General features: G+C 57.3%; 12 protein-coding genes. 6 read left to right on the top strand and 6 right to left on the bottom strand.

Annotation, left to right across the window (positions count from 1 at the left end; translation table 11 throughout):
• Positions 1-138: 138 nt before the first annotated feature.
• A complete protein-coding gene (locus KM934_RS10835) occupies positions 139-2,361 on the bottom strand; it encodes a GH92 family glycosyl hydrolase (RefSeq protein ID WP_215760625.1) in 2,223 nt (740 codons plus the stop codon).
• Positions 2,362-3,592: 1,231 nt separating this feature from the next.
• Entirely contained in the window at positions 3,593-8,548 is a 4,956-nt protein-coding gene (locus KM934_RS10830) for a LamG-like jellyroll fold domain-containing protein (protein ID WP_215760624.1), read from the bottom strand.
• A 322-nt stretch (positions 8,549-8,870) separates the two neighbouring features.
• Between KM934_RS10830 and KM934_RS10825 the strand changes: the two genes are divergently transcribed.
• From KM934_RS10825 to KM934_RS10800, 6 genes are all read left to right on the top strand, one after another.
• Positions 8,871-9,326, top strand: coding sequence for a copper resistance protein NlpE (locus tag KM934_RS10825; protein WP_215760623.1), 456 nt, complete (start codon positions 8,871-8,873; stop codon positions 9,324-9,326).
• A gap of 26 nt (positions 9,327-9,352) precedes the next feature.
• On the top strand, positions 9,353-10,444 hold the full coding sequence (locus KM934_RS10820; protein ID WP_215760622.1) for a glycerate kinase family protein: 1,092 nt from the start codon (positions 9,353-9,355) through the stop codon (positions 10,442-10,444).
• Positions 10,445-10,592: 148 nt separating this feature from the next.
• The gene (locus KM934_RS10815) at positions 10,593-10,802 is read left to right on the top strand and encodes a DUF4492 domain-containing protein (protein ID WP_215760621.1); all 210 of its coding nucleotides are present in this window, start codon (positions 10,593-10,595) and stop codon (positions 10,800-10,802) included.
• A 44-nt stretch (positions 10,803-10,846) separates the two neighbouring features.
• Positions 10,847-12,406: a cytochrome ubiquinol oxidase subunit I gene (locus KM934_RS10810; RefSeq protein ID WP_215760620.1), complete on the top strand. Its 1,560-nt coding sequence runs from the start codon at positions 10,847-10,849 to the stop codon at positions 12,404-12,406.
• An 18-nt stretch (positions 12,407-12,424) separates the two neighbouring features.
• A complete protein-coding gene (locus KM934_RS10805; RefSeq protein WP_215760619.1) occupies positions 12,425-13,528 on the top strand; it encodes a cytochrome d ubiquinol oxidase subunit II in 1,104 nt (367 codons plus the stop codon).
• Positions 13,529-14,463: 935 nt separating this feature from the next.
• Positions 14,464-14,907 (top strand): DUF4160 domain-containing protein, encoded by a 444-nt coding sequence (locus tag KM934_RS10800; protein WP_215760618.1) that lies wholly within the window; start codon positions 14,464-14,466, stop codon positions 14,905-14,907.
• Between the two features lie 261 nt (positions 14,908-15,168).
• On the opposite strand, the gene KM934_RS10795 is transcribed toward KM934_RS10800, so the two are convergent.
• The 4 genes from KM934_RS10795 to KM934_RS10780 all read right to left on the bottom strand — a co-directional run.
• Positions 15,169-15,507 carry a TM2 domain-containing protein gene (locus tag KM934_RS10795; protein WP_215760617.1) on the bottom strand — a complete coding sequence of 113 codons (339 nt, stop codon included), beginning with the start codon at positions 15,505-15,507 and terminating at the stop codon, positions 15,169-15,171.
• A 25-nt stretch (positions 15,508-15,532) separates the two neighbouring features.
• On the bottom strand, positions 15,533-15,910 hold the full coding sequence (locus KM934_RS10790; protein ID WP_317192669.1) for a DUF2752 domain-containing protein: 378 nt from the start codon (positions 15,908-15,910) through the stop codon (positions 15,533-15,535).
• On the bottom strand, positions 15,894-16,229 hold the full coding sequence (locus tag KM934_RS10785; protein ID WP_215760616.1) for a CD225/dispanin family protein: 336 nt from the start codon (positions 16,227-16,229) through the stop codon (positions 15,894-15,896). Before KM934_RS10785 ends, KM934_RS10790 begins: the two co-directional genes overlap by 17 nt.
• A gap of 198 nt (positions 16,230-16,427) precedes the next feature.
• A partial coding sequence (locus KM934_RS10780) for a hypothetical protein (protein WP_215760615.1) occupies positions 16,428-16,661 on the bottom strand: 234 nt, incomplete at its 5' end.

The raw sequence follows: 16,661 nt of genomic DNA, 5'->3' as shown, positions 1-16,661 counted from the left end.
CCCAGGGTGTCGCTTCGCTTGCCCTGGGCTATGCGCTTGTTGGGCTTTCAGCCCGTGCATTATCGGTGGTATCTCAGGGCAAGCGCTTGTTGGCTTTCAGTCCGCTTCGTTTGCCTTTATTGCGCTTTGGGCGAGCGGTTAGGGGCGATCGGCGGGACGGGTGCCCCAGTTGGAGGGTTGGCTGCCCATTTGCAGTTCGAGCACGCCGCCGCGCATGATGTCGTCGTAGAGTAGGTACGACTTGGTGTAGCGGCGGCCATTGAGCTTGGCACCCTGCACATAGATGTTCTCAGCGCTGTTGTTGAGGGTCCTTATGGAGAAGCTCTTGCCGTGGGGGAGCTTTAGCGTGGCCTCGTCGAAGAGCGGCGACCCGATGATGTAGCGTCCGCCCGCCGGCTCCACCTGGTAGATGCCCATGGCCGAGAGGATGTACCATGCCGACATCTGCCCCACGTCCTCGTTGCCACAGAGGCCGTCGGGGTCGTCGCGATAAAGCTCCGTCATGGTCTGGCGCAGCAGGCGGGCGCCCTTCCACGGCTGCCCCACATAATTATATAGGTATAGCACATGGTGGCTGGGCTCGTTGCCGTGGGCATACTGCCCGATGAGGCCGGTGATGTCGGGCGAGGCGTTGGCCCCGAGGTCGCCCGTGACGACGAAGAGCGAGTCGAGCTTCGTGGTGAAGGCGCGCTCGCCGCCGAAGAGCTTCACCAGTCCGTGCACATCGTGGGGCACGAGCCAGGTGTACTGCCACGCGTTGCCCTCGGTGTAGTCGTCCATGCGGTGGTCGGCCGAGAAGGGATTGAACGGCACGCGGAACTGCCCCTTGCTGTCGACGCCGCGCATGAAGGTGGTGTGCGGGTCGAAATACTTGCGGTAGGCCAGGGCGCGCTGCGCGAAGTGGCGTGCGTCGGCCTTCTTGCCCAAGAGGCGCGCCACCTTCGCCACACACCAGTCGGCCAAGGCATACTCCAGGCCCTTGGCCACCGTCTCGCGGCTCTCCTCCTTGTCGCAGGGCAGGTAGCCATACTGCTTGAGCAGGTCGAGGCCGCGCTCATCGGCCAGCGCCGACTGCCTCATGGCCTCGTAGGCGCCCTCGCGGTCGGCCACATGGCCCTTGAGCACCATGTCGGCGAGGACGGGAATGGCGGGGTTGCCCACCATGCAGTTGGTTTCGCAGCCCATGAGGTGCCACACGGGCAGCTTGCCCTGCTCGCGGTAGATATGGATGAAGGTCTCGGCCATGTCGGGCAGGCGGTCGGTGTGGATGAGCGTCATGAGCGGATGGGCGGCGCGGTAGGTGTCCCAGAGCGAGAGCGTGGTGTAGTTGGTGAAGGAGCCGTGGTGCACCTCGCCATCGGCGCCATGGTAGTAGCCATTGACATCGGAGAAGACCGAGGGCGCCGTCATGGTGTGGTAGAGGGCGGTGTAGAAGATGCGTCGCTGCGTGAGGTTGGAGGTCTTGATGGTGACCCTGGCCAGCGCCTCGTTCCACGCCTTGTCGGCGAGGGCCACCTGGTTGCGGAAGTCCCATCCGGGCAGCTCGGCCTTGCGGTTGGCCTCGGCGTTGTCGACGCTGACGGCCGACAGGCCGACCTTCACCAGGAGCGGCTGCGACACATCGGAGGCGGTGATGAGCCATCGGCCGCTGTCCATCGGCTCAACAGTGACGGGCTGCGAGAACTCGGCGGCGAAGAACACCTTCTGATTGTTGGCCCATCCCTTGGAGAAGCGGTGGCCGGCGAGCGAGGTGGCGGTGACGCGCTCCACACCGTAGTGGGTGGCCTTGTCCCACCCGATGCCCTGTGCGAGATCGAGCAGGAGCATGGCGCGGTGGGTGTCTGCGCCGAAGGTGTAACGGTGGAAGCCGGCGCGCTGCGTGGCGGTGAGCTCCACCCACACGTTGGGCTGCTGGAGCTTCACGGCGTAGTAGCCGGGGCGCACGGTCTCGTTGGCGTGGTGGAAGAGGGCGGTGCGCTGCCGGGCGTTGGCCACGGGCAGGAAGGCGATGTCGCCGAGGTCGCCGATACCGGTGCCGCTGAGGTGCTGGTGGCCGAAGCCGATGAGGACGGAGTCGGAGGCGTGGTAGCCGGAGCACCAGTCCCAGCCTCGTGTGGGCTCGGTGGGGCCGAGCTGCACGTAGCCGAAGGGCACGTTGGCACCGAGGAACACGTGGCCGTGGCCGCCAGTGCCGATGCGTGGGTTGACGTATTGGGTGAGGGAGGATGGCTCAGGTTGGGCGGCCCAGGATGATTGGACGGGTTGGACGGGTTGGGCGAGCCGGGATGATTGGACTGGCTGGCCGTAGCCGACCAGGGTGCCGGCGAGGGCTATCCATAGCGTTGCGATACGATGCTTCATGGTTTGTAGGTTTAGGCGGTGGGGATGTGGCATGGTGGGCGCCCGTCCCCGCATTGCGGTAATTGGTCGTAAAAGTATAAATAAATAGCGAAACGGACAAGGATTCGCGAAAATAATCGTTCAGCGATTATAAAACCACACCAAGCAACGCAAACACTCGCATATTCTTAAAGAACACGAGACTCGGCGAAGCCCCCACCGACCAACGGGAGGTAATGACGTACGAAGCACCACTGGCCGATGCACACGCTCGCTATTTTTAAAGAACACGAATCTCACGAATCTATCGAATGCAGATATAAGAAACGCCTCTGGCGTTTGGAATCTCCCGAATGACGTGCGTAGACCCACCGACCGAAGGAAGGTAATGCATATCCTATTATACAATGATGGTATTTCCTCTCAGTTGTCATTCGTGAGATAATAAACACCGACGGTGTTTCCTCTCAGTCGTCATTCGTAAGATTCGTGAGATTCGTGTTCTAAAAAAAAGCACTGCGAAGCCCCACCGGCCAACGGGAGGTAATGATATGTGAAGCCCAATGACCAACAGGCGTCGTTTATCCTGCGATCATTTATCCTAACAAACTATACATCAATCTACACTGTTTTTTCGTTCGACCTCTCATCCGTCTCCAAATACGCCATTCTTGTGCGTTTTTGTAATCTACTTATTATCAAACACTTACCGTGTATTGACGTTTTGACGGCTTCCATCCGATCCTATTTCCGTTACGAAACATGCCTAATCGAGTTGCGATAGCTTAGCTTTCGCACTGCGAAACACGGCCTTTGGTTCCTCGAAAGCTAAGCTTTCGCAACTCGATAGATGCCTTTCCGCAAATCCACTCGCCGTTTTTGTTCTTTCAAAGGGTCAAATATCCTCTTTTAGTGCTATAGTTCGTCTGATTTTCCCGCACAACTTTTTAACCAAATATCCATACAATCCTTTGGTTGCCCCCCGATTCCCTCAAACGCCGCATGTCTACTCGCCATCCTTCGTATCACCACAGCGGTTTTATGATGTTGGATGGTCGTGTGTTATCCGTTCGTTCGGGTGCCCGCCGCCTACGGCGATGGCCATACGGGCTGATGAGCAAAAACGCCCCACTCCATCTATGTTTCATTTCGGAAAGTCATAAAACGAAAATCGGCCATTAGATGGAAACACGCGGGTTTCATCTAATGACCGATTTAAGGATTATCTTACTAAGGATTTCCTTACAGAGGATTATTTCACAACATACTTCTTACCGCCCTTGATATAGATGCCTGCGGGCAGCGCCTTGGCGTTGGTTCCCATGCAACGGCCGGTGAGGTCGTAGATGTAGGCTGAGCTCTCGGCTCCCTGACCCATCTCGATGTTCTGAATGCCATCGGTGGTGCCGTTGATCTGGTAAGCCTTGATCTCGCGGATGGCCAACCAGGGTGAGCTGCCAGCCTGTGAGCGTGTGAACTTCAGCGTGAAATATTTCTTGTCGATAGACACAGGCAACAGCAAGGTGCTCTCCACGTAGAAGGGCAGGCGCACGGTGGCGATGCTATCCATGTGGTTCTTGTCGTCGCCGGCGTAGACCTCCATGCAGGCAGCGTCGTACTTCTGCGAGTTGGCGTTCATGGAGCGCTGCATGAGCGTGATGGCGTCGATGCGGGCACCCGTGTTGTTGCTCAGCGTGATGCTGTGGGGATAAGCCACGTTGCCACCCGAATACCTTGAGTGCCAGAAGGTGTTCTCGTTGCCATCGACAGCATAGCGGCCCGGTGCGCTCTCGCTGCGCGTCTCCTCGTCGCTGACGCTCTCGAAGCCCAGTGCCACGGCCTTCATCTCAGGCATCTGCTCCTTCGTGCCATAGAAATCGATGTTGTTGAGCGCCAACAGGTTGCCACCCGTGGCACCTCTGAGGAAGGTGATGCGCATGAAGCGCTTGGTGCACGGCGTATCGAAGACGATGGCCGGATGGCTCATGTCGAAGAAGGCGTGATCCTCATCGAGCACCTCCCACTCTTCGTTGTCGGCGCTCTGCTCGATCTTGACACCCGCGGCACGGTATCTGCTCTCGCGTGAGAAGTAGAGCTTCATGCCGTTCACCACATCGTTGGTCTGTTTGTCGATGGTGATCGAGTGGCCGTAAGCGGCCTCACCCGAGCTGTAGGCAGTGTGCCAGAACGAGTTGGCGTTGGCGTCGAGGGCCTGCTCAGCCGGACTGAACTCGGCGTTGACCTCCTCGTCGCTGACGCTCACCACACGGTAGTTGGTCTTGTTGAGTGCGTTGCCACACTCGCTCACATCCTCAGCGGCAGGAGCTCCAAAGTCGAGGGCGAACACACCCTTACTGGGCGTCCAGGCGTCGCCACCAGGGCCGAAGTTGCTGCGGTGGGCCGTTACGCCACGTCCCGACTGGTCGGCGATGTCGATGCCATCGTGCTGGTTGAAGTTGTAGTAAACCTGCAGACCGCTGTTCAAGGCGCTCTTCATGTTGGCCTCGGCAATGGGAGCCACAGCATAGCGCTGAACGTTGGCAAGGGTCAGCGCCTTGTTCCAGACGCGCAACTCATCCACGCAACCATTCATCTGCACGCTGCCACCCAACTGCAGCTTGGTCCAGTTGTTATAGTCCTGTGTCTTCTCAGTGATTCTGTCCACCAACACACCGTCGCGATAGTAGCAGAGCGTGCCTGCGTTGCGGGTGATGGCGTAGTGGTGCCATTCGCCAGCTACGAAGTAACCGGCCGAGCTCTGTGCACTGTGGCTTCCGATGCGGAAGATGGCGGCGCCCTGTCCGTTGGTGGTGATGTTGAAGGCCTCAGCGCCCTCATCGTCCAAGCCATAGATGCCGTTGCAAGCGCTTGCGAACGTAGCGGGATTCATCCAGAAGTCGATGGTCCACGTCTTACCGATGGTACCGATCTTGTCGGTTGTCACGGTCTTCGGCGTGGCGTTGGTGGTGAAGTTCAAGCCATTGCCCGACTCAGCGTTGCACACCACGAGTGCGCGTGCCTCAGTAAGTTCGGCCTTGCCCTCCTCGTTGCTCACCTTATAATTCAAGGTGTAGGCACCCGCCTTGGCAGGCGTGAAGCTCACCTCACGACCCTGTGAGGTCAAGATGGCGTTGGTGCTCATGAGGCGCCACTTCCAACTGGTAGGCTCATACTTAGAGGCGTCGGTGAAGGTGGCGGTGCTGCCCTTGAGGATGACGTGCGAGATAGAATCGACGGTGTAGGCGATCTCAGGCTTAGAGGCCATGACCTCCACCACAGCAGTCTTGGTGAGCTTGTTGCCATCGGGCATGATGACGGTCAGCGTCACGTCGTGGCCACCTGTGGTGGTGTAGACTGCCGAAGCGTTCTTCGTGGTGGCCGTAGCGACCTCGGCACCCGGCATGCTCCACTGGTAGGTGCAACCCGGCGCCATGTTCTTAGGCAGGAACGAGGTGCGCTCGCCGCATCGCGGCTGCGGGTTGGTCATGTCAAAGTCGGCCGTGGCAGCCAGTTCGCTTACGGTGATAGTCTTCGTAACCGTGGTAGACACACCGTCGAGCGAGGTGAGCTTCAGCGTTACGGTTTGCTCGCCAGCCTTGTTGAACGTGAACGTAGGCTCAGAAGCCATACTGGTGGCCGGTGTGGCATTGGTGGCGGTCCACTCGAACGCGCCAGCATCCACGCCACCCTCCACGGCGAAGCGTGTGCCCTCGCCCATCAGCGCCTTGTCGGATCCACCGATGGCGGCGGCAAGGTTGTCGTGATGCTTGATGGTGGCGTTGCTCTCCACGGTAGCGGCCCTGTGGTTGTTATTGATAAAGATGGCATGGTTGCCATGGGCGCAATCCTCGAGCTTCGTTACGCCACCCTCAGTGATGGTGTTCATCTTGAGGTAAGCCAAGAGGTTCTTGGCTGTGGCGGGCGACGCGATAGGACGGTCGTAGCTCTCCCTGACCTGTTTGCCGGTCTTGGCCACATCCCACACACGCACCTCATCGATGGTGCCATAGAGGGCGTTGCTTGAGTTGACATCGTAGCCCATGAGCAATCCGTCGCTGAAGGCGGGGAATCCGGAGAACGAAGTGGTGGTGAGCACGCCCTGGCTTGCGCCGTTGGCATAGAGCGTAGCCTTGTTCTTGTTGACCACCAGGGCGATGTGGGTCCATTTGCCCACGCGCAAGATAGGATCGGTCTGGCGGCGGTTGGCGGTGTTCCAACCGTAGTACATGGTGCCATCGCTGTTGGCATGGAGCAGGAAGGTACCCCACGGGCCACCAATCTGCTGGTTCCAGTCTTTCACCTGTGTGGGCTTGATCCAGAACTCGAGGGTCAGCTGTCCATGACTGCTGCTGGTGACATTGGGGATGCGGAATCCACCATTGGTGAAGGTCTGCGCCACATTGTCGTAAGCCGTCTCGGCCGTCTGCGCAGAGGCCACGGTGTTGCTGGCGGCAGAGATGTGCTCGGTGCCGGCGATGTTGTAAAGCGCCTTCACGGTATAGGCACCCTCTTCGGTAGCCTCATAGCTCGTCTCGGCGGTGCGTGCAATCTCCTTGCCGTTGAGGTAAACCACATACGTGGTGGGCTGATAGCCCGTACCCTGCGGCTTGTCCCATGAGAGGGTGTTGCCAGTCTTGGTGAGGTTTGCGGGCGGGTTGATGGCCTCGCCACCCACTACCACGCTGACGACGGTAGAGGCGCCGCGGTTCTTGATCTGCACATCCTTGATGTTGAACGGAGTCTCCGTTCCGAAGGCATCGTAGAGATACTCCATGACGCTGGCGGCACAGATCTTACCCGTTCCCGTGGCCGACTTCTTAGAGTTGATGGTGAGGAAATACTTCACCGGGCGCGAGAGGTCGAGGCCCTCGCTGAGGTCGGTGAGGTCGATACCAAACTCCATGGGCTCCTCGTGCATCTTGCGGTCGGCCCAACGGCCCAGCAACGGTGTCTCGGCGTCGACACCATTGTTGTCGCCGTCGCCGGTATAGTTGATATAGCGGAACACAAACTCCTTCTCGGGCTTGGTAGCCGAGGTGTCTTGGGCGGCACCAGCCACCACGCTGATCTCCGAGCGCTTGCTAAACTGCATGGTGACCTTCATGGTGCGTGTGAGCTTGTAGTTCTGTCGCAGGTAGTAGACCTCGGGCCACCAGCCATTGGCCTTGTCCTTATAGGCGGTCTTGCCCTCCTTGGTCTTCACCTCCTGGCTCACACCTCCTGCCATGGCGTAAGGCACATAGAAGAGGCCGTTGTTGCCCCAGCCGGCACCCCACGAGTTGGCCACGATCCATGCGCCCTTCTCGTTTTGTCCGAGCTGGTTCTCAGCCTCGCCATACACGCCATTGGCGTCGAGGTCAAACTCGATGCGGTCGTCGTAACCCACGAGGGTCACGGCGTGGTCCACATGGTTGGTGTTCCAATGGTACAGGTAAGCCTTGCCCACCACGCCCAACGCATCGTTGGCCTCGGTAGAGCCGATGGGAGCCGTGGCGCTGGCACCCATTCCGCAGCCCAAGCCGCAGATGCCGCCCACGATGTGGCGTCCGTTCTCGTCCTCCACCTCAGGCCACGTGGTGTCGCCATTGTGGTTGAAGAGCCACCACTTGATGGCCTCGGCACCCTCGGCGGTGTGTGAGCTCTGGGGGAAGTTGGATGTTCCGGTGATGCGGTGCAACATGGCGTTGTACCAGTTGTCGTAGCCTTGCATCCATCCGGCGTCGTTGGCCTCCACCTCGTAAGCGCCATAGATGCTGCTCACGTCGACGCCGCCATAGTGGGCACCGTCGGGATAGCCCACGTAGATGGCCATCTGGTCTTTCGACAGACCGTCGTAAGAGAATGGGTATTGGAAATGGGCGGGCATGCTGTTTTCCAGGAGCGAGGCGTTTGTAAGATGGAACGCGTTCCACTCATAGGTGAGCATGTAGCCGATGCGCGATGAGGCGCCACACGAGTTGCCCACCTGGTTGAATGTGGGTGGGAACCACATGGCGGTAGCGTTGTTCACATGGTCGGGCAGCGTTGTGGCCGCCTTGGCTTGACCCTTCCGCTTCGTCGAAGCCGAATGGTGCTGCATCAGTCTGCTGTCGGGACGGAAGGTGGGGTCGTATCCGCGGTACAGATTCTCATCTACCACAGGGAAGACCTGAGCCCTTGCGCCAAGTGCGGCGACCAGGCAGACAGATAATAATAAGGCTTTTTTCATTTTATATGGTTTATAGTCGTTGTGTCCTCCGGATTCTTGTCGGCTACGGCGTGGGCGGTAAAGCCCCAGCGCAACGTGCCGGCCACGCATCTTATTTAAGAGGAGAATGGTGGTTTCAGGTAGGCTAATTGAAATAGTGTAGCTAAATTGTGTCCAAAGTTACGGCTTTTTTGCTTTTCGAGCATCATGTTTCTCATAAATTCTGCAAAAAATAGCAGGTTTTGTTTTGCGTTAACCCTCATTTGAGCTATCTTTGCAACCTATTGCTGCGACCTGCGTGTCGCACAGATGACATGAAAAGTAAGCATTAAAAATGAGAGCTATGAAGAAAACAATGATGATGATGGCCGTCGCCGTGATGGCCCTCACAGCGGCTTGCACAGGCAAGAAGACCGCAGAGAACGCCGCTGCACAAGACACAACAAGCGTGGTGGACAGCACCGCCACCCCATCGTTAGACCTCGCCGTGGTGGCCGGAACCTACGAGGGCACCCTGCCCGCCGCCGACTGCCCGGGCATCAAGACTGTGCTCACCCTCAACACCGACAGCACCTACGAGCTGAAGCAAGACTATATTGACCGCAAGGACGGCCACGACGAGGCCAGCGGCGTGTTTGAGGTGCTCGACGGCAAGGTGCTGATGCTGGTGCGCCCCTCAAGCGGCGAGCACACGTTCTATAAGGTGAAGGATGCGCAGAGCGTTATCATGACCGACTCGCTGGGCAACGAGCCTGAGAGCGATATGGCACCGCTGTATGTGCTGAAAAAGAAGAACTAAATTCGCCCCTTTGGGGAATAAGACCTATGGCTACAACCGAACCGAAGAAAGTGGTTTTGGCCATCGACTCGTTGAAGGGCTGCCTCTCCTCCGCCGAGGCTGAGGCAGCCGCCGCTCAGGGCATTGCCGAGGCTTTGCCCGGAGCCATTGTGCTGACCATGCCTGCGTCCGATGGGGGCGAGGGCATGGTCGGCGCGTTTGTGGCCGCCACCAAGGGCCGCCTGCTGACGGCGCGCGCCCACGATGCGCTGATGCGCCCCATCGACGCCACCTACGGCCTCATGCCCGACGGCACGGCCGTGGTGGAGGTGGCCGAGGCATGCGGCTTGGCGCGCCTCGCACCCGACGAGCGCAATCCGCTGCGCGCCACCTCGTATGGCGTGGGCGAACTGCTGGCCGAGGCCGTGGGACAAGGATGCCACCGCTTTGTAGTGGGACTGGGCGGCAGTGCGACGAGCGACGCCGGACTGGGCATGTTGCGCGCCTTGGTGGACCGGTTGGCGCCGCAGGGCACGCTCGACGATGCGCTGAGTGGCCCGTTGGCCCACTGCTCGTTCACATTGGCCTGCGACGTGACCAACCCGCTCTGTGGGCCGCAGGGCGCCGCCGCCGTGTTTGGTCCGCAGAAAGGGGCCACGCCCGCCATGGTAAGGCAGCTCGACGAGCGCGCCCGGCGCTTTGCGCAGATCGCCGCCCGCCATTATGGGCACGACTGCTCCACCCTTCCCGGGGCGGGAGCCGCCGGTGGACTGGGCTACGCCTTCATGCAGTGTCTGGGCGCCAAGGCGCAGATGGGGGCCGACCTGCTGTTCCGGTTGGCCCATTTCGACGAGATGCTGCGTGGCGCCACTGTGGTGGTGACGGGCGAGGGCTGCGCCGACCGCCAGACGCTCATGGGCAAGTTTCCGCAACGGGTGCTCCACGCCTGTCGCCAACAGGGCGTGCCGGTATGGCTCGTGGCGGGCCATGTGGCCGACGCCGACGACCTGCGATCCGCCGGGTTCGCGCAAGTGGTGGGCATCAATCCGCCCGGCCAACCGCTTGCCGAGAGTCTAAGGCCCGATGTGGCGCGCGCCAATCTTACCGCCACCCTCCGCCGGTTGGCCCAGCGGTTATAGCGGCGAGCGGCAACCCATCGCCGAACGGTGCGCAATGGCCGTTTGAAGGTGGGAAAAAGAAAAAAAATGGCGAAAACACTTGTGCGGTTGCATTTTGTGCTGTATATTTGCGGTTGATTATCCTATTGATCACCTAACACGCCTAAGAATGACAAACAACCTATTATATAAGGTCTACCGCTTTTATGTGGATGGCTTCCGCAGCATGACAATCGGAAGGGTGCTGTGGCTGGTGATCCTCATCAAACTGTTTGTGATATTCTTTGTGCTGAAACTATTTTTCTTCCCCGACGTGTTGCAGCAAAGGGCGGGAAAAGACAAGGCGTCGTATGTGGCGGGACAACTCATCTCGCGCTGAGACGCACACCCATCAACTACCATACTTAAAAAACCAATACGCTAATGACACACCTCATGACCATTGACCCCACGCTCATCGATTGGTCGCGTGCGCAGTTTGCGCTCACCGCCATCTACCACTGGCTGTTTGTGCCGCTCACGCTGGGCCTCGCCCTCATCATGGGCATTATGGAAACGTGCTACTACCGCACGGGCAAGCCCTTCTGGAAAGACACCGCCATCTTCTGGCAACGACTGTTTGGCGTGAACTTCGCCATCGGCGTGGCCACCGGCCTCATCCTCGAGTTTGAGTTTGGCACCAACTGGAGCAACTACTCGTGGTTTGTGGGCGACATATTCGGCGCGCCACTCGCCATCGAGGGCATCGTGGCGTTCTTCATGGAGAGCACCTTCGTGGCCGTGATGTTCTTCGGCTGGCAGAAGGTGTCGCGCGGCTTCCACCTCGCCGCCACGTGGCTCACCGGCCTTGGCGCCACCATCTCGGCATGGTGGATTCTCGTGGCCAACGCATGGATGCAGAACCCCGTGGGATGCACATTCAACCCCAACACCGTGCGCAATGAGATGACGAGCTTCGCCGAGGTGGCGCTCTCGCCCTTCGCCATCCATAAGTTTTGCCACACCGTGAGCTCCACGTGGGTGGTGGGCGCCGTGTTTGTGTGCGCCGTGAGTTGCTGGTACCTGCTGCATCGCCGCGAGCAGGAGATGGCGCGTCAGAGCATCAAGATTGCCAGCATCGTGGGCATCGCGGCCGCCCTGATCACCATGATGACGGGCGATTTCTCGGCGGTGCAGGTGGCCGAGAAGCAACCCATGAAACTGGCGGCCATGGAAGCGCTCTACGACGGGGGCGAGGGGGTGTCGCTCACGGCCGTTGCCGCCGTCAACCCGTTTGAGCAACCCAACTATGCCAAGGGCGGTGAGGCGCCGCTGCGCATCGCCATCCCGAAGGGCCTCTCGCTGCTCGCCACCCATACGCCCAACGGCTTTGTGCCAGGGGTGAACGACCTGCTCAACGGCTACACACGGCCCGACGGACAGCGTGAACCATCGGCCGAGGAGAAGATGATGCGAGGACGGCAAGCCATCACCGCCCTGGCGCAATACCGCAAGATCAAGGCGGCCAACGACAACGACACGCGCCTGCCCGCCCTTGAGGCGCAACTGAAACGCGACATGCCGTTCTTCGGCTACGGATACATCAAGGACCGCGCCGAACTGGTGCCGTACATCCCCATCAATTTCTACGCCTTCCGTGTCATGGTGGGTGTGGGCACGCTGCTCATGCTCTTCTTCCTCATCATCGGCCACATGGCGTGGCGCAACGACATTACGCGGCCCTACCGATGGCTCCACTGGGCGGCGTTGGCCATGCTGCCGCTCACCTATGTGGCGAGCGAGGCGGGATGGATCGTGGCCGAACTGGGCCGACAGCCGTGGGCCATACAGGACATGCTGCCCACCGTGGCCGCCGTGTCGAACCTATCGGCCGGGAGCGTGGCCACCACGTTCTTCATCTTCCTGGCGCTCTTCACCCTGCTGTTGGTGGTGGAGGTGAGCATCCTGTGCCGTGTCATCAAAAACTATAACGCCCATCATTAACCCCTCACATTCCTCATTATGACTTACGAATTCTTACAACAATATTGGTGGTTCATCGTGTCGTTGCTCGGGGCGCTGCTCGTGTTCCTGCTCTTCGTGCAGGGCGCCAACTCGTTGGTGTTCCGCCTGGGACAAACGGAGGATGAGCAACGCTTGGTGCTCGAGTCGACGGGCCGCAAGTGGGAGATCACGTTCACCACGCTCGTTACCTTCGGCGGCGCTTTCTTCGCCTCGTTCCCACTGTTCTACAGCACCAGCTTCGGCGGTGCCTACTGGCTATGGATGATCATCCTGTTCTCGTTTGTGCTGCAAGCCGTGAGCTATGAGTTCCAACTGAAGAAGGGCAACCTGCTGGGCGCCCGCACCTTCCGCTGCTTCCTCGTGTTCAACGGTGTTGTGGGACCAACGCTGCTGGGCGGTGCCGTGGCCACGTTCTTCAACGGCAGCAACTTCGTCGTGGCGAAAGCGAACCTCACGGAGCTCGCCTCGCCCGTCATCAGTAGGTGGGCCAATGGGTCGGCGGGTCTCGACGCCCTGCTCGATCCCTGGAACCTCTGTCTCGGAGTGGCGGTGCTGTTCCTGGCGCGCATGCTCGGAGCGCTCTACATCATCAACAACGTGGACCATGCCACCATCCGGTTGCGCGCCCGCCAACAGCTTGTCGCCGCCACTCTGTTCTTCCTCGTGTTTTTCCTCGCCTTCTTTGGCTGGGTGCTGCTGAAGGATGGGTACGCCGTCGACGCAACGACAGGCGCCATCGTCATGGAACCCATGAAATATCTCCACAACTACTTGTCTATGCCGTTGCTGCTCGTGCTCACCGTGGTGGGCGTGGCCCTGCTGCTCTATGGCGTGGCACGCTCGCTGCTCTTCCCCCACTACGTCCGTGGCATCTGGCCCGTGGGCATCGGCGTGGTGCTCGTGGTGCTGTCGCTCCTCCTCGTGGCCGGCCTGGGCGCCACCGCCTACTACCCCTCCAACGCCGACCTGCAGAGCTCGCTCACGCTGGCCAACAGTTGCAGCAGCGAGTTTACCCTCCGCACCATGTTCTACGTGTCGCTCCTCGTGCCCTTCGTCGTGGCATACATCGCCTACGTATGGCGCGTGATGGATAAGAAATAGCCGGGGCGAAGCTTTCGTCATTAAACCCAAATCGTCATTAGATTTCTACGCTTGTCAGTGTTTGTTTCGAGCAGGTTGCGACAGTTGCGTTTCGCCATAACGGGATTATGGCGAAACGCGAATGGAAGCAAGATACCGAAAGAAACGCTGACAAGAGTTGGTAAGAAACAATAACATCTCACGATTGCTCCTATTTCGGTCTAATGACCGATGGGGGTTGAAAGCTATTGTTCCATTTCATGGCACGTTTTCTCGCCATGAAATGGAACGTTTTCGTTAAGCCAAATGAGCAGAGCTAAGTTGGATTATTTGGTGCAAAAGTTGTGTCGGTTTTTCGCGCGAAATAGAGTGCGGAAAGGCGGAACGACGGGGGCGGAACGAAGAAAATGGAGCGAGGGGCGGGGCGTTAGGCATCTTTCGAGTTGCGATTCCTTACCTTTCGAGGCTCGGAAGCTAAGGGATCGTGTTGCGAAAGGTAAGGTATTGAGCCTCGATTAGGCATGTTTCGCAAGGCAAAAGGTGGGATAAGAAAGGGGAAATGCAGTCTTTAGTTCATAAACACCTGAGCGTGAGGAGGTTGCAAAATTGTCCAAGGATCGCGTATTTGGGAGCGAAACGGAGGACGATAAGAAAAACCGTGTAGATTGGGATGTAGTTTGTCGGGAATTTTGAAAGGAAATCATCGGTCGGGAAGATCGTAATCCGACTGTAATCTACAGCAAACCGCAACGGTCTCCTTACTGTTTGACCCCGAAAGGTAAACTAAGAAACCATAGTCATTAAGGTATTTCCTTTAAAATCATCACCTATTTCATCTTGGTCACTTTGATATTGTCCAATGCTTCCCTGATGATAAATATCACACAGAATTTGTTTTTATCAGATTTTTCATTTATGTTTGCAATATAATTGATATTTATTTTAAATGGTTTATTATGAAGAAGATTCATTTGAAGAACATTATAAAAGAAAGTGTAACTATTGCAATTAATGACTTTATAAAAGAAAAAACATTGAATGCTACTTTAGAAATGCCGTCTACTCAGAATGCCACTGGTTCTATGATTAACGAGATGGCAAGAATCAACAAGAAAGAAACAGGTCGATGCTTATTTCCTTATAATACTTGGGAACTAAAAATTTGGAGTAATGACCATACTCCACCTCATTTTCACATTATATGTGATGGGTGGAACGTTAGTTATAAAATAGAAGATGGCAATATGCTTCAAATAGAAGGAAAAGGTAAAAATGATTCAATCTTAGATTATATGGAACAACATGTAAAGGAATGGTTGAGTACAAAATGCTTCGTACAACCAAAACTTACAAATCAAGAAAATGCAATGCTTCAATGGGAACAGCTTCACGATGAATAATTAAGGCAATAACATCGCAGTTGGCCTAAATGTATTATAGAATGCTATTATTTCTGACTACATTTCATAAATTATATGTGCCAACAGCTATATCATTGCCTATTTTTAACCTCCGGCATGCATCGCTTGCGTATTTTATGCTCAGACACAATGACCCACTACTTTCGCTTTGGCTAAACCTTCGCAGCGCAGCGGAGGCCAAAACCATTCGAATGAAGCATTATAAGGTAGGATGGGCTGCTGTTGGAGTCCACGCCCGCACTACGGCAGCGAGGAATTCATGAGTTGGTTGAGGTTGTTCTCGCGCGTGCGCTCCATGATGAGGAAGAGGTCGATGAGCCACCACACGCCAAGCCCTCCGCAGGTGAGGAGCTTGAGGATGCCGAGGCCCACCTCGCCGATATAGATGCGGTCGATGCCGTAGCCACCCAAGAGAATGGAGAGCACCAGTGAGATGGTGGGGTCTTTGAGCTGGGCAAGCAGCATGTTGGCCATTGGATCGTCGAGTTGTTCGAGACGCTCTTTTACCATGGGGAAGGAGGCCGGCGGCAGTTTGCTGCCGTAGACCATGAGCAGTTGGTTGGCTTGGTAAGAATCCATAGTTTTGATAGGGTGTTGTATGAGGTTAAATGCCCAGCAGGTTTCTCGCCACGAGCCAGATGAGGAAGGTGGCCACGTAGAAACCCACGGCGTAACGGTTCTCTATGACGCTTGCCAGACGGTCGCGCGCGGCGCAGGGCGGCATGAGCCACTCGATGGCGAAGAGGGCGGCGTAGGGCAGCGCGTAGATGAGGTAATAGTTGAAGCGCAGGGCCTCGGCTATGTGGCCACGCAGGAGGGCGTGGGCGAAGCGCTGTATGCCACAGGCGGGGCAGCTCCATCCCGTGAGCAACTTGAACGGGCACTTGGGCACCCACCAGGCCGACGAGGGGTCGACGGCGTAGAGCGCCACAAGGGCCACGAGCACTACGGCTACGGCGATGCGCTTACGAGAGGGCAACACCCAGGCCGAGGACGAAGTAAAACACGAAATAGATGGCGGAGACGACCGCGCCTATGCCTATGCCCCAGAGGCTCCATCGCTTGGCTTGGGCGGCCGCATCCATTGCCGCGGTATAGTTGCCCGCCATGTAGAGCGAGTTGACGGAGCTGGCCTTGATGATGGCCACAATGCCGAACGGCAGGCAGCAGCACACGGTGGTGATGATGGCCAGCGCGAGATTGTTGTCGGGCTTGGGCATCATGGGATTGGGGCCGCCTGCGTTGTTGCCAAGGGGGGCCGATTGCATTTCTGGTTGTGTGTAAGAGTTGGTTTGATCCATAAGTCAAAGTTGTTTATTGGTTGTTACAAAGATATAATATCTTTGCTATTCATGCAAGTAATTTTACATTTTTTTGATTCGAAACAGCATTTTAGGGGTGTTGGGGGCGCAGAGCGTCTGCGCCTGTTGCAGATAGTTTTGACTAAAGTTTCGGATTTAGTTTCAAACGGGCTGAATGACCGTTCAAAACGAATGCAATCAAGCATGCTTGAATTGCTGAGATGAAGCCAATAATGCATAGCAAAGCCCAATGAGCGCATAGCCCAGGGCAAGCAAAGCGACACCCTGGGTATTGTATGTATATGTTGAGTAGTGCGCCCTGGAAGGGCAAAAGCATTCATCCTTATGTGGATTTTGCTCAGTGACTGTGCCATATTTATTACGCTTTTGCTCTTTCAGAGCGTTAATGGGTATGTTGTTCGTATTCATACC

The sequence above is a fragment of the Hallella faecis genome (assembly GCF_018789675.1).
GTDB classification, from domain to species: Bacteria; Bacteroidota; Bacteroidia; order Bacteroidales; family Bacteroidaceae; genus Prevotella; species Prevotella faecis.
This window is presented reverse-complemented; position numbering and strand designations above follow the sequence as displayed.